This is a genomic window from Flavobacterium cutihirudinis (assembly GCF_003385895.1).
GTDB classification, from domain to species: domain Bacteria; phylum Bacteroidota; class Bacteroidia; order Flavobacteriales; family Flavobacteriaceae; genus Flavobacterium; species Flavobacterium cutihirudinis.
In genome coordinates this window covers 600995-624868 of record NZ_QRDQ01000007.1, presented here as the reverse complement: position 1 = coordinate 624868, position 23874 = coordinate 600995, and the positions used below count along the sequence as shown (strand labels likewise).

The following is a 23874-nucleotide window of genomic DNA, read 5'->3' as shown; positions in this document are numbered from 1 at the left end:
TAAATTAGAAATTTATTGAAGACCCAAATAACTAAATTAGCCATTCGCCTAAATTCCGAAAAATGGAAAACTACACCATCATCATTTTCATATTAGCCATCGTAATTGGAATTTCTGCTTTTGCCGAAAAATCAAAACTGCCCTTCCCTATTCTTTTGGTAATTGTTGGAGTTGCAATCGGATTTATTCCGACAATGAATGAAATAGAAATTAATCCGGAAATTATTTTCCTGATCTTTTTACCTCCATTATTGTATGATGCTTCATTTAATATTTCGCCAAAACATTTTAAAACAAACCTTAGTACGATAAGTACATTAGCCATTCCGTTGGTTTTTCTAACTACATTTTGGATCGCTGTCGTTTCTCATTATATGATTCCCGGCATGAGCTGGCCTTTGTCATTTGTGCTTGGCTCTATACTTTCTGCAACAGATGCCGTTGCGGCCATAAACATCACAAGAGGTCTTGACATTCCTGAAAAAACGCTGACAATACTAGAAGGCGAAAGTCTAATTAATGATGCCTCTGCGTTAGTCGCGTATCGTTTTGCAGTCGCAGCAGTTATGGGTTCTGTTTTTGTGCTTTGGAAAGCGACCTTTCAATTCATGTTTTTGCTTGGAGGCGGTTTTTTTGTAGGCTTTGTTATGGGCAAAATCTTAGCTTTCATTCTAACAAAAGTCCGAAACAATATTAACGTTACTGTCAGTTTTATGCTTTTAATGCCATTTGTGACTTATCTTGTTGCAGAGCATTTGCATGTTTCTGGAGTAATTGCTGTTGTATTTCTAGGTTTGGCAATGGCGCGTTTAAGCAATAAAATCTTGCCCGAAAAATTAAAAACCAATTCTAAAAGTCTTTGGGACGTGATCATCTTTTTGCTTAACGGATTAATTTTTATCCTGATCGGACTTAATTTTAGATACGTTTTAAAAGATATTGACAACGGAATGATTCTGCCTTACATTGGTTATGCCTTAATAATTACAATCGTCGCTTTATTGACCAGAATGGTGAGGATATTTCTGCAAAAAATAAATTTGCAAAAAACATATCTCAAAAACATCAAGAAAAAACGAAAAGTAAGCGAACATGCTTTATTGGATTCAAAAAACAGTTTTATAATTGCATGGTCAGGAATGCGTGGTATTGTTTCGCTGGCAATTGCTTTAGGTTTGCCTAAATTTTTGGAAGACGGAACTCCGTTTCCGCATCGAAATGCCATAATTTTTATTTCAGTAGCGGTTGTTTTGATAACCATAATTGGTCAAGGACTTACGTTGCCTTGGGTTGTAAAAAAAATAAATGCCAAAAATGATATTACATCCTAATCAAAAAAGTTTCTTTTATATTTACATAAATATCTTTTCCATTTTACGATTTTACTTTCGATAAATATTCGATCTTACATTACTAACTAACAACCAAAACAAAACAAAAAACCATGAGTGAAGAATTACAAAGCCAATTTGACGAATTTGACAAACCGGAAATCATCAGAAGAAAACTATTGCCTTGGTGGATTAAAACATTTTGCTGGATTTTCATGTTTATGGCCGTTTGCGGACTAGGTACAATTATAGCAAGCGCTTTTTCAACAAATGTTCACTTGTCATTATATGGTTTTGAAACCAATACAGCTTACTCTCTTGTTGGGTTTTTTATTATTTTAGTCATTTCATTAAAAGGATATGCCGGTTATTTACTTTGGTTTGAAAAAGCAAATGCCATTTCAATTGCAAAAATCGATGCAATAGTTGGAGTTGTAATTTGTCTCGTTTCTATGTTTATACTTCCATTGACTACAGAAAACGGACATTTCTCTTTGCGATTAGAAATCCTATTGCTTATTCCATATTATATTAAGATGAACAAAATAGAATATCAATGGGATAATCTTGAAACCATTTAGCTAACCTATTAATTTTAAGAAATTTATATTAACTTTATACTGCTTCATTTTTGTTTAATTTAAAACTTTGCAGAATGACTTCTGATATCCTTTCAACCACGCCTGAATCAGAAATCGTGACAACGCGAATTCTAAATTTTCCACAGGAATTGGTTTTTAAAGCCTGGAGTAATCCTGATCATTTAAAAAACTGGTGGGGACCAAAAGGCTTCACTAATACTTTCCATGAATTTGACTTTCGCGTAGGCGGAAAATGGATTTTTACAATGCACGGCCCCGAAAAAGGAAATTATGAAAATGAATGTGAATTTATAAAAATTGACAAACCAAATCTTATTGCTTGGAAACGACATTCGAAACCGTTGTTTCAAATCCTGACAACATTTGAAACCATTTCTGAAAATGAGACAAAAGTAGTTTTCAAAATGCTTTTCGAAACCGCCGAAGAATGCCAGAAATTGAAACCGTACGTTGTCGATAAAAACGAAGAAAACTTTGATAAACTTGAAGTCGAATTATCGAAAATGCAATCATAATAAAATCTCTAAATATTTCTTATGATCCTAAGCAAGAACAAAAATGTGCAAAGTTTACAATACAATCGGATGCCTGAATGCCTTGCAGATTCATTTAGTCAGATATAATATTGACGAATTTCGCACGCTGAGTGAATTGATTCATTTTCGTAAAAACTATCAGTTTCATGAAAAACAAATTATCGCGGATCATACACTTTTTGTGCAAGAAGAAAATGTATCTCTTGAAAAAGAAATTTTAGAATTAAAAGAAACAATTCAGCAAAATAAAAATAATCTTCAAGATCAATTAAAACAAAAACTTGGCAATCTAAATCAAGAAATTGAAAATCTTCCAGCAACTAATTCTAAAATTATTCCAACAATAAAAGATTATTGGCTTAATCTTATACTTTGTATAAAGTTTTGGTTTTCACAACTTAAATTTCAGTTTGATGTTGCTCTTTTTTCTTATCGGGCAAAAAAAATACTTTCCGAAAAAAATAAACGTTTAGCCTATATTTCAGGGAATTTTCAAGATGCAGTAAACGAAAGCAGTTTTTTATCTTTACAGGCATTTGAGAAAAAAAAGGAAATAATTGAAAATCTAAACAATACTATTTATGGCGCAATTGGCGAGAAAAAAGTAGAAGATTTACTCAAAAAACTCTCAGATGATTATATTTTGATTAATGATTTTTGCTGCACTTTCAATCCTCCAATCTATAATAAAAGTAATAACGATCGTATTCATTCGATTCAAATTGATCATCTTCTTCTTTCTCCATCTGGTATTTTCTTAATTGAAACAAAAAACTGGAGTAATGATTCCATAAATAATTCAAAATTGCGATCACCCGTTGAGCAAATTCTTAGAACTAATTTTGCTGTATATATAATGCTAAACAATGAATTGGAAAACTTACATCAAAATTTAGCCAGACACTATTGGGGAAATAGAAAAGTTCCTATCAAAAATATTGTTGTTTTTACTAATAATAAGCCTTCTGAGGAATTTCAATTCGTAAAAATCGTCACATTAAACGAATTACTTCCTTACATAAAATGCTTCAATCCAAGCTTTCTTTTTGAAGAAACAGAAATGATTGCTGATTTCCTTCTCAAATTTTCCGAACAAGAGAAAATCCGCTCTAAATTAAGTGTTTAGTCGTGTTATCATTTTTTGTGTTTCTTTAAATAATTAAAATTTCTCTTATAAAAAATGCTATATTTATCAAAAACTACAAAACCTAATCCATGAAAAAACTAATTTGTCTTGCAATTCTATTAGTTGCCAACAACTTTTATGCACAAAATAATGTTGCCAAAAAGCCTGAAAACGTTATTATAATCAATAATGAAATTGTTACAATGCAACAAGTTGAGAAATACGGCAGCGAAGGTTACGTTAAATCAATGAATAAAGGAGTTAGCGAAGAAGAACGAAATGAATTAGCGAAAAAATTTGGTGATAAAATTGGTGATAAAGAGTTTATTATAGTGGTCGGAATTTATACCGAACAGGAAAAACTTGAAAACGATAAAAAAATCAAAGCTTCACCACCAGAAAAAAGAGTTGTAGTTAAGAAAGAGCAATTTGTCTTAAATGTAAATGACACTGCAAAAGACTTTACCTTAAAATTAATTGACGGAAAAGAAGTAAAACTCTCTGATCTAAAAGGCAAAGTTGTTCTTGTGAATTTCTGGGCAACCTGGTGCGGACCATGCTTACAGGAGTTTTATGATATTCCGACAAAAATTCTTGAACCTTTCAAAAATGATGATTTTGTACTTTTGGCCATCTCAATTGGAGAACCTGAAAATGTTGTTGCAAAAAAAGTAGTGAAATTAAGAAACGATGGTTTGAACTTTAATTTTGGCATTGACCCAACCCAAAAAATATGGAACGATTATGCTACAAACTCAATTCCTAAAAACTTTGTAATCGATCAAAACGGCGTTGTAAAATATGTTGCAATGGGCAATAAAGATGGGAATTTGGACGACATAGCTAGTGAAATTAAAAAACTGCTCTCAAAATAGACTATTCTTCAGAATGTACTTACGCATTGAAATTGCTCAAACATAGCAAGATTTGGATTTTCTAACATTCGAAAATAAATGATTTTTGCTTAAAAAATTATGAAAGCAAATTTTAAAATCAAGCCTTTAAATCATGAAGAATTTTTAGGCTTTTTCGATTTAACGAATCAGGAACTGGAAAAAATTGGTGCAATCAAGATGACAGTTGATAAATTTCCGGGATTTCCTTGCAGAATAAGCTTAGAAGATGCAGAAATTGGTGAAGAAGTCCTTCTTTTGCCATACAAACATCATAAAACAAATTCTCCTTATCAATCAAGCGGGCCGATTTTTATACGAAAAAGAGCAAATACACCAATATTCGAAAATAACGAGATACCAACGATTTTTGATCATAGGTTACTTTCGCTGCGCAGTTACGACGAAAATGGTATAATGAAGCAAGCAATTGTGATAGAAGGAAGTTCTCTTAAAGAAGAGATTATTAGAACTTTTGAAAACGAGAAAATAGATTATATCCACATCCACAATGCAAAACCAGGTTGTTTTGCTTGTTTAGTTGAAAGAGCATCTTGATATTTTTTTTAAAGAAAAATACAATCTTGTAAAATTGGAAAAACGATAAAAAAATATGCGCGCATAGTAATTTTATACTATTCGTTTCTTTTTTATTCGTAATTTCGACTTTTCAATAAAATACAATATTAAAAATGGCTTCATTTACAAAAGAAATATCTTTTCGCTGGTCAGATCTTGACCCTAATTTTCATGTTCGTCACAGTGCTTATTATGATTTTGGTGCACAACATCGTATCGAAATCCTTGAAGAATTAGGTTTGACTTTAAGAGTTATGCAAACACAGGGATTTGGTCCTGTTTTATTTAGAGAAGAATGTGTTTTCAGAAAAGAATTAAAGCTTTCAGACAAAATATTTATTCATACCAAAACATCAAAAATGAAATCTGACGCTTCACGTTGGTCAATTGTCCATGAATTTAGAAGAGAAGACGACACACTTTGCGCTACAATAACCGTTGATGGTGCATGGATGGATACTAAACTTAGAAAACTAGCTTCTCCAACACCGGAAATTGCAATCGAAGCATTAAGTATATTTCCTAAAAGTGATGATTTTGTGGGACTATAAAGCTGATAATTCTAAATTAAAAAATCCGAAAAATGAAATTCATTTTTCGGATTTTTTTTGAGAATAAAGCAAATGCTATTGAAACTTCAATCCAAAATTTACTTTCTCAAAAGTGGTACTGCAGGAAATGGCAAACCTTCCAATATTTACCGTTCCAAAGATTCCACCTACACTATGTCCGGAGTAAAATCCTCCGGCTGAAAATCGATCGACCTGATATTTTAGGGCTATATCATTTACTCGTGAGCTTATTTGTCCAAAAACAATGAAGTGCGGAATAAATTCATAACTCCCAAAAGCTTTCGGCACGAGTTTTTTATAATAATCATAACTTTCATCTGTTTCGTAATCCACACTTGTAGAATGGAGATTTTCGAGATTTCCGCCTATGTAAGTGTTTTCAGAAAAATGCCATGAAATACTAAAACCAGTAAAAGTTCCGTCGTAACCACTCCGCGATTCCAGATAACCAAATCCGATAGTTGCTCTGAACTTATCGCATATTTTTCCGATATAGCCAACGTAGGTTCGGTCAATTTCCGACTTATCGATTCCGGCGCCAAAAATAATATCGTCGTCACACATATTAAAAGCGTACTGAAAATAAGCCGAATATTGATCCTGATTGGCAGCGACAACGCTCCGCCCTTTATCGAGATCGATATTTGCAGATATTAAGGTTGAGTTTATAACAGCGAAATCAAATGTATTGAGTTCCTGGGCAAAAATGGGGACTGAAAGCAAGAGTAAAAGTATTGTTTTTTTCATAATACTATTTTTTAGCTGACAACATTCTGATACTAAATTACATACATTTTTCCTGTTAATAAAAGAAGTTCCCTGAACTACTACATTATTCGTCAAAATGCATTATTTTCAAAATCCGAACCATTTCATCGATAAAATTTTAAAAAATTATCGATAATTAGCATTAAAAAGCACGAAAACAATTTGATTCTTTTTTTTCTGATAACTTTAAGACCGTAATCTTTGCATTTCAGAATGGTTAACGGTAATTTTATACTTCAAACCACAACCGACTCAAAAAATGAAAATGATAAAGCTTATACTGTTCTTGTTTCCTTTTTTAGTTTTTTCGCAGGAAGCCCAAATAAAACCCTTAGATATCAATCTCACGAATTACGAATATCCATTTCCGGTTCATTTTCTAGAATTGAGCAGCCAACGCCAATACATGCAAATGTTTTATATGGATGTAAAACCGGAAAATTACAACCAGAAAAATGTTGTTTTACTACACGGAAAAAATTTTAACGGAGCCTATTGGGAAACAACAATAAAAGCCTTAACTGCCACAGGTTATCGTGTTATTGTACCGGATCAGATTGGCTTTGGAAAATCATCAAAACCTGATAATTTTCAATATACTTTTCAGCAATTAGCTGAAAACACCAAAAAATTATTGGATCATCTCGGAATTCCAAAAGCGACCATTTTAGGACATTCTATGGGCGGAATGCTTGCCACCAGATTTGCTTTAATGTATCCGGAAATGACGGAGAAATTGGTTTTGGAAAATCCGATTGGATTAGAAGACTGGAAATTAGTAGTTCCTTACAAACCGGTAGACTGGTGGTACGAATCGGAATTAAAACAAAATTATCAGGCCATCAAAAGCTATCAAATGGCGAATTATTATGATGGAAAATGGAATCCCGAATATCAAAAATGGGCAGAACTAAGCGCTGGCTGGACAATGGATTCTGAATATGATAAAGTGGCCTGGAATTCGGCATTATTATACGATATGATTTTTACACAACCCGTTTTATACGAATTTAAAAACATTCAGGCTCCTACCCTTTTAATAATTGGAACAAGAGATAAAACGGCTTTAGGAAAACCATTAGTTTCAGACGAAATTCGTGCAACAATGGGAAACTATGCCGAATTGGGAAAACGAACACAAAAGGCCATTCCGAACTCGAAATTAGTCGAAATTGCAAACACAGGACATTTACCACATATTGAATCTTTTGATCAATTTATAAAACCATTAATTGTATTTTTGAAGGAATAATTTATTCTGACATTTTTTTTAATTACTAATCTAAAACTCAAAATATATGTTTACAATCGAACAAATAAAAGATGCACATTCAAAAGTTAAAAGCGGAGCAGATTTCCCAAACTACATACAAGATTTAATCATTTTAGGCGTAAAAGGTTATGACACTTTCGTGAATGACGGACGCTCAGAATATTATGGTGTAAACGGATATTCTGTGACATCAGAAGAAAAATACAGTCCGATTAGTATTTCGTCAACTGTTAACAAGGAGCTTTTCATCGAACAATTGGTGAAGCATCAGCATGGCGAAACAGACTATCCAACATTCTGTAATCATTGCGGACAATGTGGTATCGCAAAATGGAGAGTTGACATTATCGATTTGACATGCACGTATTTTGACAGTGCTGATAATGAAATTTTGATTGAAAAAATTCCTCTTTAATTTTAAATAATTATATGGAAATATTCAGTCCGAAAAGAGACACATTTGCTAAAAAAAGTATTCTGCTGATACTTTTTTTAGCTTGTTTTTTTGGCTTTTCTCAACACAAACAAACCAAATTTAAAGTAATCGCTTTTTATACTGCCAAAAATGATCAGGCACACATCAGTTTTGTTCATGAAGCCAACAAATGGTTTCCAAAATTAGCAGAAGAAAATCATTTTCAATACGATTCTACAAGCAATTGGAACAATCTAAATGCTGATTTTTTGTCAAAATATCAAGTCGTTTTATTTCTGGATACAAGACCTGAAATCGAGTCACAGCGTGCAGCTTTCCAAAAATACATGGAAAACGGTGGTGGTTTTATAGGATTTCATTTCTCGGCTTTTGCATTAAGCGAATCTTCTTATCCGCAAAATTGGAATTGGTATCACAATACGTTTTTAGGTTCAGGCGAATACGGAAGCAATACTTGGAAACCGACTTCGGCAATTTTAAGAGTTGAAAATCAAGATCCAATAACAAAAAATCTTCCTAAAACCTTCACTTCACAACCCAATGAGTGGTACAGATGGAGCAATGATTTAACAAAAAATCCCGATATCAAGATTCTTTTAGCAATCGACGAAAGCAGTTTTCCTTTAGGAACCGGCCCGAAAGCACACGAAATTTGGCACAGCGGTTATTATCCTGTAGTCTGGACGAATAAAAACTATAAAATGCTTTATGTAAATATGGGGCATAATGATATTGATTATGAAGGTGGAACAAACAAAACCCTTTCTTATACTTTTGAAAATGAAACGCAAAACAAAGTTATTCTGAATGCTTTGCTTTTGTTTGGAAATAAAAAAAATAAATAAACCAAAATGTCTAAAATACTTTCTCCTCTCCTAAATCCTGAAGAATTATTACAATTTCAAAATTCGTCTGAAATTATTCTGGTCGATGCCAGAGCTGGAATAAATGCTGAAGAAAATTATCAAAAAGAGCATTTAGAAAACGCACGATACGTTGATTTAAATAAAGATCTCGCTACTGTTGGTGAAAATCCAGCAAATGGCGGAAGACATCCTTTGCCTTCATTAGAAAAATTCTCTGAAGCACTTTCTAAAACAGGAATTTCTTCTGAAAGTCATGTTATTATTTATGATGACAAAAACGGTTCAAATGCAGCGGCACGTTTTTGGTGGATGTTGAAAGCAATTGGACATGAAAAAGTTCAGGTTTTAAATGGAGGTTTGCAGGAAGCTATAAAAGCTGGTTATCCTGTAAGTTCAGCAGTAGAAAAAATTGAGAAAAGCCGATATCCAGTTTCAAATTGGAAATTAGCTGTAGCTGATATCAATGAAGTCGAATCAGCCCGAAAAAATAACGAAAATATCGTAATTGACGTAAGAGATAAAAACCGTTTTGACGGTTTAACAGAACCGCTTGATTTGATTGCAGGACATATTCCAGGCGCTATTAACGTTCCTTTTAGCGAAAACTTAACTGAAGACGGTTTTTATAAATCGGCTGAAGTTTTAAAAGAGAAATATTCGGCCATTTTAGGCAACGTAAGTTCTGAAAATGTAATCGTGCATTGCGGTTCTGGTGTGACGGCTTGCCATACTTTACTGGCAATGGATTACGCAGGAATTGAAATTCCGAAACTTTATGTAGGTTCATGGAGCGAATGGTCCAGAAATGACCGCGAAATGGCAACAAAACAAAATTAATTTTTTAAGATTTTATAATGCAACACTGGGATATACTTTTATCAAATCAGGTAAACAAAAAAGCTTTTATAGACACTATTTTAAACGGAGAATCAAAAGGAGAATTAGCCATTTTTAACGATCAGAAAGGAATTCTCTTTTCTGATATTGCGATAGAAAAATTCATCGAGAAAGAGTTTCAATACGATAGCGTTGAAACTTCTCCAAGCTCAAACAGACAATTAAGAACCTTTTCTTCGGGAGAACGCAAGAAAGAGTTTTTACGTTACTGCATTGATCTAAAACCGGATTTTATCATTTTTGATAATCCGTTTGATCATTTAGATCAGGCTTCGCGAGTGGTTTTGGCAGAATCTTTAGAAAAACTGACCGATTCTGTTGCTATTATTCAATTATTAAATCGCACTGTCGATATATTAGATTTTGTTCCAAATAAAGCTTTAATCAAAGACAATACTTTCGAATTACATCCATTTGTAAAAGCCGAAAATCATTTTAAAACCTTAAATACAGCCGCAATTCCAAAAGCGGTTGAACCACATTCCTTCCACGAAAGTGTATTAATCAAAATGGATGAAGTTTCGGTGAGTTATGAGGATCGAAAAATTATCGACAAGATTTCATGGACAATCAAACAGGGAGAATTCTGGCAATTAATTGGCCCGAACGGTTCCGGAAAAAGCACTATTTTATCATTAATTACAGGCGATAATCCAAAAGGTTTTGGTCAGAATTTATATTTATTTGGAAGAAAAAAAGGAAGCGGCGAAAGTGTTTGGGATATTAAAAAGCAAATCGGAATCTTCGCTACTTCGATGACCGATTTATTTCAAAAAAGTCATACTTTAGAACAAATGATTCTTTCCGGTTTTTTTGACTCCATAGGATTATACACTGAACCGACAACGCATCAAAAACAAATTGTAAATCAATGGCTTGAAGTGATAGAAATGACGCATTTACGCAAAAAACGTTTTATTGATCTTTCCATCGGTCAGCAAAGAGTTGCTTTAATAGTTCGAGCAGTTTTAAAACATCCGCCTTTATTGATTTTAGACGAACCCGTAGAAGGTTTAGACGACGAAAATGTAGATTTGGTAATTCAGCTCATTAATACTATAAAACAAGAAACAAACGTCTCTATTTTATATGTTTCACATCGAATAGAACAAGGCCTTGCTCCCACTTCTGTTTTTGAACTTTTACCGGCTGAAACTGGGTCAATTGGAAAAATAAAATATCATTCTGAATTGAACTAAAAGCCAAAATGAAAATCAAATCAATAGCTATATTAGCAATTACACTACTAATAATTTCTTGTTCTACGACAATTTCGACAACAAATAAAGAATACAAAATCACTAAAGCTTCTCAATTTAAATCACATTGCAATTTAAATGAATGGTTTCTGGAAAAAGATACCCTGATTGGACATGGAGTACCGATGCATTGGGGAGTAATGGAATCAAAAAAACGACTTCCTAAAAATTATGAAATCGTTTTTAAAGTCAACATGACCGAAGGATCATTGTTTGAGGTAATGTTAAACATCGATAAAGAAAAATACATCAGAACCTATTTATATCAAATTGATCAAAACATTGTAATTGGTGATGGTATTTATTTCAAAAACGACAATTCATACGGAAAAAGAGGTGGAAAAACGTTGTTCAGAAAACCAATGGAATTAGAAAACAACAAATGGTATTCGGTAAAAATCAAAGTTTTAAACAATCAATTATTTTTCACTGTTGATGACAAGACACTAGAATGCTCACTTGAAAAAAGCAGTCTAAATCAAAAAGGAAAACTAGGTTTCATAACAAACGGAGAAGTCAAAATAACCGATTTAAAAATAAAACATCATTCTAAATTAAATTAGACAATGTGACAATTAGGTAATCTTACAATTCGAACACAATGCATATCCGTAGAGGCGCACGGCAGTGCGTCTCCGCAACGAATATCTACAACGAATATCCACAATACGTTAGACGCACTGCCGTGCGCCTCTACAGAAATTTGGAACAATAATAAAATTATCGCATAAACAAAAAGCTCCCAAAAGGAGCTTTTTATTTATTTCGGTTTCAAGAAATTATCTAATTATCTAATTAATTCTCGTCATCTTCCGTATTATGCGACTTCACATACGTACGCCATTTCTCAATACAATCCTGAAAATCCTGAGGTAATTCCGTATCAAAACGCATCATTTCTCCCGTATTTGGGTGAACAAATCCAAGCGTTTTAGCATGCAAAGCCTGACGTGGCAAAGCCTTAAAACAATTTTCAATAAACTGTTTGTATTTAGTAAAAGTCGTTCCTTTCAAAATCAAATGTCCACCGTAACGCTCATCATTGAATAACGGATGTCCGATATGCTTCATGTGCGCACGAATCTGGTGCGTTCTTCCCGTTTCCAGTTTACACGAAATCAACGTTACATAACCAAAACGTTCCAACACTTTATAATGCGTAATAGCCGGTTTACCAATTTCCGGATCAGCAAAAACCGCCATTTGCATACGGTCTTTCAAGTGTCTTGCTAAATTCCCTTCAATTGTACCGCTTTCTGCGACAACATTTCCCCAAACAAGAGCAATATACTCACGTTCGGTTGTTTTTGCTTCAAACTGCTTTGCCAAATGTGTCATTGCCGCTTCCGTTTTGGCAACAACCAAAAGTCCGGACGTATCTTTATCAATTCGGTGAACCAAACCTGGGCGCTCACTGCTGTTCATTGGCAAATTATCGAAATGATGTGCCAAAGCATTCACCAAAGTCCCAGTATAATTTCCGTGACCAGGATGCACAACCATTCCCGGCTCTTTGTTGATCAACAAAAAGGCATCATCTTCATACACAATATTAATCGGAAGATCCTCCGGCAGAATATGGTTTTCAAATGGCGGATGCGACAACATTACTGTTATCACATCAAAAGGTTTTACTTTATAATTTGATTTTACCGGAATATCATTTACAAAAATGTTCCCGTTCGTTGCCGCGTTCTGAATTTTATTTCGCGTGGCATTCGGAATCAAATACATTAAATATTTGTCAATACGTAAAAACGCCTGACCTTTAGGGACTTCAAATCTGTAATGTTCGAATAATTCGTCTTCCAGATCTAAATTTTCTTCAATATTATTGTTCATCTTGTGGGGTTTCTGCAGGCACTGCTGTACTGTCTGTTGCCTGACTTTCATCTACATAACTTGCTTTTCCATCTCCTAAAACCAAATCAATTTTAGAAGCTTTCAATACGCGGTCGCCTACCTTTAAATTTCTTCCTTTGTAACGCATCTCCAAAACCATATCTTTTCCAAGATTCGGAATATAAGTGATTGTTCCCGGCTCAAGCCCTAAAGCTTTCAAAGTAGGAACCGCTTCACGATATGTTTTTTCGATCAAATCAGGAATTTTAACAGACGAAAATCCTGATGCATTAATTTTAATATATATTTTTCTTCCTACTTTCACCATTGTTCCAGGCAACGGATCTTGCTCAACAACACTATATTTAGGAAACTCACTTCTATAATCGACACTATCCAAAAGGACATAATCTAAGTCCAGTTCGTCCAATTTTTCTTCAACTTGTTCTTCAGTTAATTTAGCTAAATTCGGAACCGCAATTTCATGTCCGTGATCCGTTGTAAAAGTCAGCCAATGCATAAACAAATAACCTAAAACTGCGATAATAGCAGCTGCAGCTAATACTTGTAAAAAAAATACCCGACTAGTTAAATACTTACGTAAACTCATAAATTAATTTTTAGTTGAACGCAAAGATAAAGTATTTCATTTCAAAAAAAATGATAATTTTGTTTAAAACAAGGAAGTCGCGCGATTGTAATTTTTATAATAACAAAAGGCCTTTGGAATTTGGAATTTAAAAATTTAGAGTTTCAATTTTAGGAGCTGTTTCCTGCTGTCCGCTGTATCTTTTATGGTGAACCCCACCATAAAAGGATGCCGCTCCCATCAGGGCTAGGGCACTTGGTTTCAAAAGAAGATTTTTGTTCTTAATTTTATTTAAAAAAACTACAATATTGTCAGGCTGAGCGTAGTCGAAGTCCCCCTTAAAGTTATTCAGCAAAAGGGGCTTCGACTAAGCTCAGCCTGACAAACAAAACGAATAAAAACAATTCGTAAAAATTTGATAAATTCATAGCAAACAAACAGTTAAGTGAATCAGCAATAAAACGAATAAACGATTAAACAAATAAACAGTTAAACAAATAAACAGTTAAACAAATTAACGATTAAACATACAAACATCAATGAAAAACATTGCCATCATAATGGGCGGATATTCAAGTGAGTATAAAATCTCGCTTATCAGCGGAAACGTTGTGTATCAATATCTTGACAAAACAAAATACAACGGATTTCGTATTCATATTTTCAAAGAAAAATGGGTTTATGTAGACGCAAACGACGCCGAATTTCCAATTGACAGAAACGATTTTTCAGTAACTGTAAACGGTGAAAAAATTACTTTTGACTGTGTTTTCAACGCTATTCACGGAACTCCGGGCGAAGACGGATTAATGCAGGCTTATTTTGAATTAATTGGATTACCGCAATCATCTTGTGATTATTATCAATCGGCTTTGACTTTTAACAAAAGAGATTTATTATCGGTTTTAAAACCATACGGAATCAAAACAGCAATTTCGTATTACCTAAACAAAGGCGATGTAATCAATACTGAAGAAATCGTTAAAAAAGTAGGTTTGCCATGTTTCGTAAAACCAAACAAAGCGGGTTCAAGTTTCGGAATTTCAAAAGTAAAAACAGAAGCCGAGCTTCCAATCGCTATTGAAGTTGCTTACAAAGAAGACAACGAAATTATCATCGAAAGTTTTCTTGACGGAACTGAGGTTTCTGTTGGAGTTATCAATTATAAAGGAGAAATTAAAGTATTGCCAATTACTGAAATTGTATCCGATAATGATTTCTTCGATTATGAAGCGAAATACGAAGGAAAATCACAAGAAATTACTCCGGCAAGAATTTCAGATGAACTGACAAGAAAAGTTGGAGAAACAGCCAAACGCGCGTACGAAGTTCTAAAAATGAAAGGTTTTTCAAGAAGCGAATTCATTATCGTAGACAACGAGCCTTATATGCTTGAAATGAATACAATTCCAGGTTTAACAACCGAAAGTTTGATTCCGCAACAAGCAAGAGCAGCTGGAATTTCTCTGGAAGATTTGTTTACAAATGCAATTGAGTTAGCTTTAGCATAAAGATACTAAGGTTCTGAGATTCTAAATTACTAAGATTTCAGAACCTTTTTTTATTCATAACTGTCAAACCAAGCAAAGTAAAAGTCCTACGCAAAAAACTTTGAACCTTTGTCACTCTGAACCTTTGAACCTCTAAAGAAAAAAAATGAAAGAAATCTTTGAATGGAATAGATTATTTTACAATGATTTACCAGCAAATTTTGCTTTAGAAGTAATATTTCGTTCAACGGTAATGTTCATTATTTTGCTGTTGACCTTAAAACTCGCGGGTAAACGAGGCGTAAAACAATTATCAATTTTCGAAACTGTAATTATTATTGCATTAGGTTCTGCTGCAGGAGATCCAATGTTTTATGAAGATGTCGGAATCATACCGGCCGCAATTGTATTTACCGTAATTATCATTTTGTACCGCTCTGTAACCTGGCTTACCGGAAAAAGCAAAAAATTTGAAGAATTCATCGAAGGTAAAACGGAATGTTTAATCAATGACGGAAAGTTTTCAATAGCTACTTTCAAAAAAGAAAGTCTGGCTCAGGATGAATTTTTCGCAGAATTGCGCATCAAATCGATTGAACATTTAGGGCAAGTCAAACATGCTTTTATAGAAACCAGCGGCGAAATAAGTGTTTTTTATTATCCGGATGAAGAAGTAAAATATGGTCTTCCTATTTTACCAGCTCTGTTTAATAAAAAAAATAAAACAATCTCGAAAGACGGAATTCATGCTTGTACTTTCTGCGGTCACACACAAGAATTACAACAAGGAAATGCAAACTGCGAAATTTGCCATAAAGACGAGTGGGTTTCGGCAATTAAGACATTTAGGATAACATAAAAACAAATCCCAAAATTTAAACTCCAATTACAGAATAAAAAAGCCTTTGCAGCTTTGAACCTAAAAAACAAAAAAAATGCGAAAAGCTATATTTCCAGGATCATTTGATCCAATTACTTTAGGACACGAAGACATTATAAAAAGAGGAATTCCTTTGTTTGATGAAATCGTAATTGCCATTGGTGTCAATGCCGAAAAAAAATACATGTTTTCGCTAGAAGAAAGGAAACGTTTTATTGAGGAAACCTTTAAAGACGAACCAAAAATTTCGGTGATCACTTACGAAGGATTAACAATAGATTTAGCAAAAAAACTAAAAGCAAATTTCATTTTGAGAGGTCTGCGAAATCCAGCCGATTTTGAGTTCGAGAAAGCTATTGCACATACCAACAGAAAACTGTCTAAAATAGAAACCGTATTTTTATTGACCGCGGCAAGTACATCATTTATAAGTTCTAGCATTGTACGCGATGTATTGCGTCATGGAGGCGAATATGAAATGCTGGTTCCGGATGCGGTTAGAGTGAAAAAATAAAATAGATAAAGTTGTTTCCAATAAAATTTTAATATTTGCCAGCGAAGCAAATTATAAGTAATTTCGCATTTTTAAAACAAACAAGAAATAATGAGCATCGAAAGAGAATTAAGCAAACGAAGCGGATCTAAATGTGAGCTTTGTGGCGCCGAAGAAAATCTAAAAGTTTATCAGGTACTTCCAACTAAAAAAGGCGGTCTAGACGAAAGTATATTAGCATGCAATACCTGTATTGACCAAATTGAAAATCCTGATAACGTTGATTTAAACCACTGGAGATGTCTTAACGACAGCATGTGGAATGAAAATGTTGCAGTACAAGTTGTAGCATGGAGAATGTTAAGCAGAATGCGTGCTGCCGGATGGCCACAGGAATTACTAGATATGATGTATCTGGAAGAAGATGTTCTTGAATGGGCAAAAGCAACAGGCGAAGGCGAAGATGACGAAAATAAGCTAGTTCACCGTGATAGTAACGGCGTAGTTTTACAGCATGGCGATTCTGTTGTTTTAATCAAAGATCTTAAAGTAAAAGGATCAAGCATGGTCGCAAAACAAGGAACTGCAGTTAGAAACATCCGTTTAGACCACGAAAATGCCGAATATATTGAAGGAAAAGTAGATGGTCAGCAAATTGTTATTATTACACAATACGTTAAAAAAATATAATTCTTTTTAGTAACAAAGGGACAAAGTAACAAAGGTTCAAAGGTTTGCAACTTAAAACCTCAAACTAAACAAAAAAGCTGTTCATAACTGAACAGCTTTTTTTATGACAATAAGTAAAACAGAGTTTTAAAAAACTTTGTCCCTATGTTACTTTGTAACTTTGAACCTTAAAAAAATTATTTCTGGAATAATTTATTGATTTGATCTTTTACAAATGGCTCAGATACGCTACTTGTTGCAGAAGAAGCATCTTTATTTGAAACCATAAACTGAACTGTCGCCTTATCAGGAATAACACTTCCTGTGTAGTGCAACCAGATATAATTATTTGGCAATTCTAACTTAATATCATACAATGGGCTTGCAGTAAAACCATTCATAATAATATTGTAAAGGCTTGCATAATCGTTATTCACATTTTTGAATGTAAATTTTCTTAAGCTTGATGATTCATCATCATCGTTCTGAATACTAGTATAATACACAGTATATTCATCTCCAATCTTCTGAATATAATTGTTATTTACTTTTCCTAATTTCTCAACAGGAACTGTTTCAAGAACTTTAATTTGCGCGAAAGAAACGAAACTAAAGAACAAAATGGCAACGGTAATAATTTTTTTCATAATGAATTTGGGGTTTACATTTTTACTGTAACAAAAAAACACAGAAATAATGAAAAAACACCTATCAAATCATTATTTTTTTAACACAAAATTGTAAAACTTCATTCAAAAAACACAAGGCATTGATAAACAAATAAATAGAACTAAAATCAGTCAATTATTCTATTTTTATTCAATTTAGTATTTTTTATTTTTTGTTTCTTCTTCTTTCTTTACAACATTTCGCGCCACTTCAATTTTGAACTTTTTACCTTTCATTTTTTCATCTTTGATGTGTTTCAGTAAATCTTTTACTTTATTGAATTTTACTGCTGCAAATGAGACAAAATCTTTTACTTCAATCAGTCCCAAATCGTCTTTTTCTAATTTTCCTTTTTGAGAAAAGAAACCAACAATGTCAAATTTATTCAGTTTTGTTTTTTTACCGCCGCTGATGTAAATCGTCTGAAATTGTGGAGGTTTCGGCAATGAAACTATTCCTTCAACATCAAGAATATCCATTCCATAATCAATATAATCCAGCTGTTTTTCACTTTCGTGAATAATTACATACGCCGTTCCTGTTGCCTGCATACGCGCTGTACGCCCATTTCTATGCGTAAATTCGTCTTCCTTTAATGGTAAATGATAATGAATAACGTGTTTCATTTCAGGAATATCCAAACCTCTGGCAGCCAAATCTGTTGTGACTAAATAACTGATACTTCCATTTCTAAACTGAATCAAAGCGCGCTCACGTTCGTCCTGATCCATTCCGCCGTGATAATAAACCGAATAGATACCTTTTTCGTTTAAAGTATCACTGATTCTTTCCGCAGCATCTCTATGATTACAGAAAATAATAGCCGATTCTGATTTTAAAGAACAAATCAAATTGAACAAACTTCCCAATTTATCTTTAGCCGGAGAAACAATCATTTTCATCGAAAGATTCGCTTTTTCCTCTTCTTCCGGAATAAAATCTAAAATCTTAGGATTTACAACGCGTGTATATTTAGGAATTTCAATATCTGAAGTTGCTGAAACCAAAACTCTTTTATTGACTTTCGGAAGTCTTCCTATGATAAAAGACATTTGCTCATGAAAACCCAATTGAAGCGATTTATCAAACTCATCTAAAATCAGCGTTTGAATTTTATCTGTTCTGAAAGTTTCTCTGTCGATATGATCTGCAATTCTTCCCGGAGTTCCAATTAAAACTGCAGGCGGATTGCTTAGATTTTTGATTTCGGTATCTATAGAATGTCCGCCATAACAAATATTGACTTTATATTGCGTTCCCATTTTTTTCCAAACCTGCTCAATTTGAAGTCCAAGCTCGCGTGATGGAACTAATATTAAACATTGAACCGATAAAATTTCGGGCTGCAATAATTCTAAAACAGGAAGCAAAAATGCCAATGTTTTTCCTGATCCTGTTGGAGAAAGCAGCAAAATATTGTTTTCGTTCAAAATAGCATCTTGTGCCATTTCCTGCATTTCGTTAAGGCTCTGAATCCCTAAATTCGAAAGTATATTGTTGGAATGGTGTTTTTTATTCATTTTGCAAAAGTAGAGAAAATAGTTGGCAGTGTACAGTTTTTGTATTCAGATTACAGTCGCAGTCGCAGTTTTCAGCCGCTGAAAAATGTTTTTCGCCACGAATTACACAAATTTTCACAAATTAATTCGTGCTAATTCGTGAAATTCGTGACTAACTTTTAAATCTAAATTTCTCTATATTTGAATCCTATTATAAATCCAAACCATGAAACTTTTTACCATTCTCATTTCACTTTTCACAATCACTGCTTTCTCTCAAAACAATAAAAAATACGATACTTTTTTCGAAAAAGGAAACGGAAATCAATCGGCGTCTTATGCAGAAACTATTGCTTATTTTAAAATGCTTTCCGCTGATTTTCCTACTATTCAAATGAAAGAAATGGGATTAACTGATTCCGGCGAACCTTTGCACATGATTACCTTTAATCCGGATAAGGAATTTGACTTTGATAAAATTCAGAAAACGAAAGCCGTACTTTTTGTAAATAACGGAATCCATGCGGGAGAACCAGACGGAATCGATGCGACGATGCAATTCTACAGAGATCTAGCAACGGGAAAACTGAAAGCGCCAAAAAATACCGTTTTGGTCTGCATTCCGGTTTATAATATTGGAGGCGCTTTAAACCGAAATTCTACAACCCGAGCCAATCAGGATGGACCTGAGATTTATGGTTTTAGAGGAAACGCGAGAAACTACGATTTGAATCGTGATTTAATGAAATCCGACACTCGAAATACAAAGAGTTTTGTTGAAATTTTCCAGAAAATAAATGCCGATGTTTTTATTGACAATCACGTAAGCAACGGCTCTGATTATCAATACAAACTAACTTATATTATGACACAACATAATAAACTCGGAACGGTTTTGGGCGATTTTATGAACAACGAAATGATGCCAGCCTTGGTAAAAGATCTTCAGAAAAAGAAAATCGAAACAACACCTTATGTTGATTCGTTTAAAGATACGCCAGACAAAGGTTTTGGGCAGTTTGTTGACAGTCCGAGATATACTACGGGTTATACTTCTTTATTTAATACAATTGGTTTTGTGGTAGAAACACATATGTTGAAAAAATACGCCGAACGGGTAAAAATGACCTACGAATACATGAAAACAACTATGGATTTTACCGATGCCAATTATCAGAAAATCAAAGAACTTCGCGTAAAAAATTTAGAGCAGTATCAGCCTAAAAAGAATTACACTTTAAAATGGGAAATGGACAGCACCAAAGCAACCAAATTTTCTTTCTTAGGATATGAAGCCGGTTACAAAAAAAGCGAGGCCACAACCGGAGATCGTTTGTATTACGACCGAAGCAAACCGTACAAAAAAGACGTTCCGTATATTAAAGAATTCAAATCACAAAAAGATGTTGTTATTCCTTCTGCTTATATTATTCCGAAAGGATATTGGAATATTATTGACCTTTTGAAGAATAACAACATCTCTTTTTCACAACTAAAAAATGACACGATTATAGAAGTAGAAAGCTATAGAATTGCCGATTTTAAAACGGTTCCGTCTGCTTACGAAGGACATTACACACATAGAAATACAACTGTAACTTCTAAAATGGTTAAAATGGCTTTCGCCAAAGGAGATTACATCGTTCCGACAACTCAAAAAGGTGTAAAATATCTTCTGGAAGCTTTTGAACCAGAAGGTGTTGATTCGTTTTTTAACTGGAATTTCTTCGATGCAATTTTACAACAAAAAGAGCATTATTCTGAATATATTTTCGAAGATACTGCAGCACAGCTTTTAAAAGAAAACCCAACTTTGAAAGCAGAATTAGAAGCTAAAAAACAAAACGACCGTGAATTTGCTAAAAGTTCTGAAGCGCAATTGGATTGGATTTATAAGCATTCTGTTTATTATGAAAAGGCGCATTTGCAGTATCCAGTTTATCGAGTTTTGTAGTTTTTTTTTAACCGCAAAGTACGCTAAGTTTTTTTGATTTTGATTGGGTTTGATTTACGATAAGAACGCAAAGCTTTGTGTATTAAACTTTGCCAAAGTTGCATTACAGTTTTTCTCAAAGCATTTGGAATAAAAGACAACAGCGAGACACTCGCGCCGGAAAAAGAAAAAGTGATTGATTTTTAATTGGCCACACTTTAATTTCAAAAACATTATGACTTTATAGTAAACATGAAAAAATTGATCTTAGTTATTTTATTGATTTCCTTCTTTTCTATAAATGCGGATACGTACGATGCCAAGGAAATTTTTCTTTTCAATTTAGTTCCGTTAGAGAAAGTTTCAGAAAATGAAAATGAATCCATAGATCTACACTCTTAATGAATCTTGTGCTTTTTTAATTGAAGCTACGGGAATTAAATTTAAAATGGAAGAATCCAATTTTGGAAGATTTAGCAAATAAAAAAGCAAGCAAGTAAAACTACAAATATTTACATTTAAATCTAAATAAAAAATAGTTGAATAATTATGGATAATTTAATAGAAGGTAAAAAACAATCATGGGATAGCATGTTCTACAGCATTCAAAGAATTGATTTATTAATAATCTCAATCTGTGGTGCTGGAATTTATACATGTTTAGAAACAACTAAATATGTATTGTCTGCTACAAATAAATGTACATGTTGTATAACTCCCCCCATAGTATTAATTAAAATAGCTGCTCTTTCTTTTTTAGTGGGTATTATATTAAATTTCCTATCTCAGCAGTTTGGTTATATTGCAAATAGAGAATGCTACTTAATGCATCTTGCTGAAATTGAGTTAAAACAAATTAAAGAAGATAATCCTGATCCTAAATTTGTTATCCAGAAAATAAATAAACTAGAAGAAGAATCCAAAAAATATGACACAGCTTCTGACAAGTTCTCAAACCTAACAACTATAATGAATTATGTGAGTATGGGTTCTATGTTCTTAGGTTTGATTTTAACTTTTGTCTTTTTTGCAGTTACCTTTGTAGGAGGCCTAGGAGTACCTTTTCTTTCTAGGCCTTCTCCGTGGCCGGGTCCTGCTGGCGGGGTTGGTCTTTGTGGAGGTATTGGTCTTTGTGGAGGCGTTGGTCTTTGTGGAGGTGTTGGTTGCTGTCTAGGTGAATTTTTGTCTGGCATTTGTTACAAATTTAGATTAAAAAATATTGAGATATAAACTTACAGATTTTAAATTTATATTTATGTAAAATTGGTAACAATATCCTACATTTGAAAAAAAGTAAAGAAATGAGAATTTATATACATACGTTGGATCCTAAGCAACTAGAAGTTCTTATTTTCAAATCTGTTGAAAAAACTTTGGAAACTTGGGAAATTAAAAAATCTAAAAAAGGGGATTTTTACTTAACACCAATTTCTTCCCAATATAATAATATAGTTTTGCTTCAGCTTTACGCTTCAAAAGAGAAGTTAACAGTTTATCATACTTATTGGACAAATGTAAAAAAACCGACAGATGCTGTTAATGCAATTGTTTTGGGGATGTTTACCGCAACTTTACTAACTCATTTTGGAAATGATTTTACAAAACTTGAATTAACAAAATAAAGGATGGATTTTTTCGACTTTTTAAAAGACCTAAGTGATACGACTAAAGAACGATTAAAAACACCTTTATCAGGTGCTTTTTTATGGTCTTTTATTATTTTCAACTGGAGGCCAATATTATTCCTTTTTTTTTCTGAAGAATCTATTGAGAATAAAATTATAGTTATTAATTATGAATATTGCTCTCCTGCCGCACTGGGTTGGCCAATACTATTAGCGTTTTTTTATACTTTAATAATTCCTAGGTTAATGTTACTAATTGATAAAAACTTATCTAAAACTAATGATGAACGAGTAACAAAGCGTTATGACGGAATCGAACATAAAACTTTACAAAAAAAGAAAGTTGCAAAAGCTGAGTATGAATTAAAGAACATTGAATCGGGATCACAATCAATTGATGAGCTTCTCACTCAGATTGAAGGATTAAAAGACAGTAACAGGAATCTTCAGGAAAGCATCAAACAGATTAATGAATCTCATAAGATAACTGTTGACGAGCTTCAGAATTCTTTAAAGCTTGCTAATGAAATAAATGAGGAAAATTATAGGAAAAGCGCTATTGATGCTTTGAAGAATGACAGTGCACCTCCAATAAATATATCAAACTCTCATGTAGAAGATTTGGAATACTTTCGACAATTTAAAATTCTCGTCGATAACGAAAAAATGTCGAGATCAGTAAAAAACAAGGTTCTGCAAATTGGTGCAATGCTCACAAAAGCAGAATTTATTTTTCTTCAAGACTCACAAATTTCAGATGGTAATATCATGATTAATGAACTTGAAAGTTTAAATATGATGAGATCGTTTACTGAAAAAGGACTTGTACAGGAGCAAATACAGCAAGGAGTAATAAGTTTTCCTTTGACAATCAATGGTGCAATAATTACAAATTTACTTAAAAGAGGAATTACATTACCTAATTAAAATCCCCCGCTAGCGGTAGGGTCGAGCTCGTGAACGCAATCTAAATCACTAAAAAAAGCACGATTGGGACGCTCGCGCCAGCAAAAAACTCGAAACTTGAAACAAATTCAAACAAAGCAT

At 33.3% G+C, this 23874-nt stretch carries 26 protein-coding genes; 21 read left to right on the top strand and 5 right to left on the bottom strand.

Annotated elements, in window-relative coordinates; genetic code table 11:
* Positions 1 to 62 precede the first annotated feature (62 nt).
* The 7 genes from BD847_RS02730 (at position 63) to BD847_RS02700 (ending at position 5618) form a co-directional block, all read left to right on the top strand.
* Positions 63 to 1331, top strand: a complete 1269-nt coding sequence (locus BD847_RS02730; protein ID WP_115886723.1) for a Na+/H+ antiporter — start codon at positions 63 to 65, stop codon at positions 1329 to 1331.
* A 113-nt stretch (positions 1332 to 1444) separates the two neighbouring features.
* The gene (locus BD847_RS02725; protein WP_115886722.1) at positions 1445 to 1912 is read left to right on the top strand and encodes a hypothetical protein; all 468 of its coding nucleotides are present in this window, start codon (positions 1445 to 1447) and stop codon (positions 1910 to 1912) included.
* Positions 1913 to 1986: 74 nt separating this feature from the next.
* Positions 1987 to 2448 (top strand): SRPBCC family protein, encoded by a 462-nt coding sequence (locus BD847_RS02720; RefSeq protein ID WP_115886721.1) that lies wholly within the window; start codon positions 1987 to 1989, stop codon positions 2446 to 2448.
* A gap of 202 nt (positions 2449 to 2650) precedes the next feature.
* The gene (locus BD847_RS02715; protein ID WP_167443811.1) at positions 2651 to 3595 is read left to right on the top strand and encodes a nuclease-related domain-containing protein; all 945 of its coding nucleotides are present in this window, start codon (positions 2651 to 2653) and stop codon (positions 3593 to 3595) included.
* An 89-nt stretch (positions 3596 to 3684) separates the two neighbouring features.
* The gene (locus BD847_RS02710; protein WP_115886719.1) at positions 3685 to 4470 is read left to right on the top strand and encodes a peroxiredoxin family protein; all 786 of its coding nucleotides are present in this window, start codon (positions 3685 to 3687) and stop codon (positions 4468 to 4470) included.
* Positions 4471 to 4569: 99 nt separating this feature from the next.
* Complete coding sequence (locus BD847_RS02705) at positions 4570 to 5046, top strand: DUF1203 domain-containing protein (protein WP_115886718.1); 477 nt, start codon at positions 4570 to 4572, stop codon at positions 5044 to 5046.
* Positions 5047 to 5180: 134 nt separating this feature from the next.
* The gene (locus BD847_RS02700; protein ID WP_115886717.1) at positions 5181 to 5618 is read left to right on the top strand and encodes an acyl-CoA thioesterase; all 438 of its coding nucleotides are present in this window, start codon (positions 5181 to 5183) and stop codon (positions 5616 to 5618) included.
* Between the two features lie 75 nt (positions 5619 to 5693).
* Here the strand turns inward: BD847_RS02700 and BD847_RS02695 are convergent, their stop codons facing one another.
* Positions 5694 to 6386: a hypothetical protein gene (locus BD847_RS02695; protein ID WP_115886716.1), complete on the bottom strand. Its 693-nt coding sequence runs from the start codon at positions 6384 to 6386 to the stop codon at positions 5694 to 5696.
* A gap of 280 nt (positions 6387 to 6666) precedes the next feature.
* Between BD847_RS02695 and BD847_RS02690 the strand changes: the two genes are divergently transcribed.
* Genes BD847_RS02690 through BD847_RS02665 form a run of 6 tightly spaced genes read left to right on the top strand, consistent with a single transcriptional unit; the run spans position 6667 to position 11701 of the window.
* Positions 6667 to 7659 carry an alpha/beta fold hydrolase gene (locus BD847_RS02690; RefSeq protein WP_115886715.1) on the top strand — a complete coding sequence of 331 codons (993 nt, stop codon included), beginning with the start codon at positions 6667 to 6669 and terminating at the stop codon, positions 7657 to 7659.
* Positions 7660 to 7705: 46 nt separating this feature from the next.
* Entirely contained in the window at positions 7706 to 8095 is a 390-nt protein-coding gene (locus BD847_RS02685) for a DUF1398 domain-containing protein (RefSeq protein ID WP_115886714.1), read from the top strand.
* A 14-nt stretch (positions 8096 to 8109) separates the two neighbouring features.
* Positions 8110 to 8961 carry a ThuA domain-containing protein gene (locus BD847_RS02680; protein ID WP_115886713.1) on the top strand — a complete coding sequence of 284 codons (852 nt, stop codon included), beginning with the start codon at positions 8110 to 8112 and terminating at the stop codon, positions 8959 to 8961.
* A 6-nt stretch (positions 8962 to 8967) separates the two neighbouring features.
* Complete coding sequence (locus BD847_RS02675) at positions 8968 to 9819, top strand: sulfurtransferase (RefSeq protein WP_115886712.1); 852 nt, start codon at positions 8968 to 8970, stop codon at positions 9817 to 9819.
* Between the two features lie 17 nt (positions 9820 to 9836).
* Complete coding sequence (locus BD847_RS02670) at positions 9837 to 11078, top strand: ATP-binding cassette domain-containing protein (protein WP_115886711.1); 1242 nt, start codon at positions 9837 to 9839, stop codon at positions 11076 to 11078.
* A gap of 8 nt (positions 11079 to 11086) precedes the next feature.
* Positions 11087 to 11701 (top strand): hypothetical protein, encoded by a 615-nt coding sequence (locus tag BD847_RS02665; RefSeq protein ID WP_115886710.1) that lies wholly within the window; start codon positions 11087 to 11089, stop codon positions 11699 to 11701.
* 232 nt (positions 11702 to 11933) lie between these two features.
* Here BD847_RS02665 and BD847_RS02660 read toward each other — a convergent pair whose 3' ends face one another.
* On the bottom strand, positions 11934 to 12980 hold the full coding sequence (locus tag BD847_RS02660) for an RluA family pseudouridine synthase (protein WP_115886709.1): 1047 nt from the start codon (positions 12978 to 12980) through the stop codon (positions 11934 to 11936).
* Positions 12970 to 13590 carry a PASTA domain-containing protein gene (locus BD847_RS02655; protein WP_115886708.1) on the bottom strand — a complete coding sequence of 207 codons (621 nt, stop codon included), beginning with the start codon at positions 13588 to 13590 and terminating at the stop codon, positions 12970 to 12972. Before BD847_RS02655 ends, BD847_RS02660 begins: the two co-directional genes overlap by 11 nt.
* A gap of 518 nt (positions 13591 to 14108) precedes the next feature.
* Here BD847_RS02655 and BD847_RS02645 point away from each other — a divergent pair.
* The 4 genes from BD847_RS02645 (at position 14109) to BD847_RS02630 (ending at position 17122) form a co-directional block, all read left to right on the top strand.
* A complete protein-coding gene (locus tag BD847_RS02645; RefSeq protein WP_115886706.1) occupies positions 14109 to 15080 on the top strand; it encodes a D-alanine--D-alanine ligase in 972 nt (323 codons plus the stop codon).
* Between the two features lie 145 nt (positions 15081 to 15225).
* The gene (locus tag BD847_RS02640; protein ID WP_115886705.1) at positions 15226 to 15918 is read left to right on the top strand and encodes a DUF421 domain-containing protein; all 693 of its coding nucleotides are present in this window, start codon (positions 15226 to 15228) and stop codon (positions 15916 to 15918) included.
* 76 nt (positions 15919 to 15994) lie between these two features.
* Positions 15995 to 16453, top strand: coding sequence for a pantetheine-phosphate adenylyltransferase (coaD, locus tag BD847_RS02635; protein WP_055098044.1), 459 nt, complete (start codon positions 15995 to 15997; stop codon positions 16451 to 16453).
* A gap of 90 nt (positions 16454 to 16543) precedes the next feature.
* Positions 16544 to 17122: a PhnA domain-containing protein gene (locus tag BD847_RS02630; RefSeq protein WP_115886704.1), complete on the top strand. Its 579-nt coding sequence runs from the start codon at positions 16544 to 16546 to the stop codon at positions 17120 to 17122.
* Between the two features lie 176 nt (positions 17123 to 17298).
* Here BD847_RS02630 and BD847_RS02625 read toward each other — a convergent pair whose 3' ends face one another.
* Together BD847_RS02625 and BD847_RS02620 are read right to left on the bottom strand one after the other, a co-directional pair.
* Positions 17299 to 17748: a hypothetical protein gene (locus BD847_RS02625; protein WP_115886703.1), complete on the bottom strand. Its 450-nt coding sequence runs from the start codon at positions 17746 to 17748 to the stop codon at positions 17299 to 17301.
* 177 nt (positions 17749 to 17925) lie between these two features.
* A complete protein-coding gene (locus tag BD847_RS02620; protein WP_115886702.1) occupies positions 17926 to 19290 on the bottom strand; it encodes a DEAD/DEAH box helicase in 1365 nt (454 codons plus the stop codon).
* A 205-nt stretch (positions 19291 to 19495) separates the two neighbouring features.
* Between BD847_RS02620 and BD847_RS02615 the strand changes: the two genes are divergently transcribed.
* The 4 genes from BD847_RS02615 (at position 19496) to BD847_RS02600 (ending at position 23754) form a co-directional block, all read left to right on the top strand.
* Positions 19496 to 21223 (top strand): M14 family metallopeptidase, encoded by a 1728-nt coding sequence (locus tag BD847_RS02615; protein WP_115886701.1) that lies wholly within the window; start codon positions 19496 to 19498, stop codon positions 21221 to 21223.
* A 528-nt stretch (positions 21224 to 21751) separates the two neighbouring features.
* A complete protein-coding gene (locus BD847_RS20890) occupies positions 21752 to 22432 on the top strand; it encodes a hypothetical protein (RefSeq protein WP_208641782.1) in 681 nt (226 codons plus the stop codon).
* Positions 22433 to 22485: 53 nt separating this feature from the next.
* Entirely contained in the window at positions 22486 to 22824 is a 339-nt protein-coding gene (locus BD847_RS02605; RefSeq protein ID WP_147298491.1) for a hypothetical protein, read from the top strand.
* Between the two features lie 3 nt (positions 22825 to 22827).
* Positions 22828 to 23754: a hypothetical protein gene (locus BD847_RS02600; protein WP_115886699.1), complete on the top strand. Its 927-nt coding sequence runs from the start codon at positions 22828 to 22830 to the stop codon at positions 23752 to 23754.
* The last annotated feature ends 120 nt before the right edge of the window (positions 23755 to 23874 follow it).

Excerpts from the sequence above, each read along its gene's own strand:
- BD847_RS02730 (WP_115886723.1), top strand. The coding sequence starts at position 63 with ATGGAAAACTACACCATCATCATTTTCATATTAGCCATCGTAATTGGA.
- BD847_RS02725 (WP_115886722.1), top strand. The coding sequence starts at position 1,445 with ATGAGTGAAGAATTACAAAGCCAATTTGACGAATTTGACAAACCGGAA.
- BD847_RS02720 (WP_115886721.1), top strand. The coding sequence starts at position 1,987 with ATGACTTCTGATATCCTTTCAACCACGCCTGAATCAGAAATCGTGACA.
- BD847_RS02710 (WP_115886719.1), top strand. The coding sequence starts at position 3,685 with ATGAAAAAACTAATTTGTCTTGCAATTCTATTAGTTGCCAACAACTTT.
- BD847_RS02705 (WP_115886718.1), top strand. The coding sequence starts at position 4,570 with ATGAAAGCAAATTTTAAAATCAAGCCTTTAAATCATGAAGAATTTTTA.
- BD847_RS02700 (WP_115886717.1), top strand. The coding sequence starts at position 5,181 with ATGGCTTCATTTACAAAAGAAATATCTTTTCGCTGGTCAGATCTTGAC.
- BD847_RS02695 (WP_115886716.1), bottom strand. The coding sequence starts at position 6,386 with ATGAAAAAAACAATACTTTTACTCTTGCTTTCAGTCCCCATTTTTGCC.
- BD847_RS02690 (WP_115886715.1), top strand. The coding sequence starts at position 6,667 with ATGAAAATGATAAAGCTTATACTGTTCTTGTTTCCTTTTTTAGTTTTT.
- BD847_RS02685 (WP_115886714.1), top strand. The coding sequence starts at position 7,706 with ATGTTTACAATCGAACAAATAAAAGATGCACATTCAAAAGTTAAAAGC.
- BD847_RS02680 (WP_115886713.1), top strand. The coding sequence starts at position 8,110 with ATGGAAATATTCAGTCCGAAAAGAGACACATTTGCTAAAAAAAGTATT.
- BD847_RS02675 (WP_115886712.1), top strand. The coding sequence starts at position 8,968 with ATGTCTAAAATACTTTCTCCTCTCCTAAATCCTGAAGAATTATTACAA.
- BD847_RS02670 (WP_115886711.1), top strand. The coding sequence starts at position 9,837 with ATGCAACACTGGGATATACTTTTATCAAATCAGGTAAACAAAAAAGCT.
- BD847_RS02665 (WP_115886710.1), top strand. The coding sequence starts at position 11,087 with ATGAAAATCAAATCAATAGCTATATTAGCAATTACACTACTAATAATT.
- BD847_RS02660 (WP_115886709.1), bottom strand. The coding sequence starts at position 12,980 with ATGAACAATAATATTGAAGAAAATTTAGATCTGGAAGACGAATTATTC.
- BD847_RS02655 (WP_115886708.1), bottom strand. The coding sequence starts at position 13,590 with ATGAGTTTACGTAAGTATTTAACTAGTCGGGTATTTTTTTTACAAGTA.
- BD847_RS02645 (WP_115886706.1), top strand. The coding sequence starts at position 14,109 with ATGAAAAACATTGCCATCATAATGGGCGGATATTCAAGTGAGTATAAA.
- BD847_RS02640 (WP_115886705.1), top strand. The coding sequence starts at position 15,226 with ATGAAAGAAATCTTTGAATGGAATAGATTATTTTACAATGATTTACCA.
- coaD (WP_055098044.1), top strand. The coding sequence starts at position 15,995 with ATGCGAAAAGCTATATTTCCAGGATCATTTGATCCAATTACTTTAGGA.
- BD847_RS02630 (WP_115886704.1), top strand. The coding sequence starts at position 16,544 with ATGAGCATCGAAAGAGAATTAAGCAAACGAAGCGGATCTAAATGTGAG.
- BD847_RS02625 (WP_115886703.1), bottom strand. The coding sequence starts at position 17,748 with ATGAAAAAAATTATTACCGTTGCCATTTTGTTCTTTAGTTTCGTTTCT.
- BD847_RS02620 (WP_115886702.1), bottom strand. The coding sequence starts at position 19,290 with ATGAATAAAAAACACCATTCCAACAATATACTTTCGAATTTAGGGATT.
- BD847_RS02615 (WP_115886701.1), top strand. The coding sequence starts at position 19,496 with ATGAAACTTTTTACCATTCTCATTTCACTTTTCACAATCACTGCTTTC.
- BD847_RS20890 (WP_208641782.1), top strand. The coding sequence starts at position 21,752 with ATGGATAATTTAATAGAAGGTAAAAAACAATCATGGGATAGCATGTTC.
- BD847_RS02600 (WP_115886699.1), top strand. The coding sequence starts at position 22,828 with ATGGATTTTTTCGACTTTTTAAAAGACCTAAGTGATACGACTAAAGAA.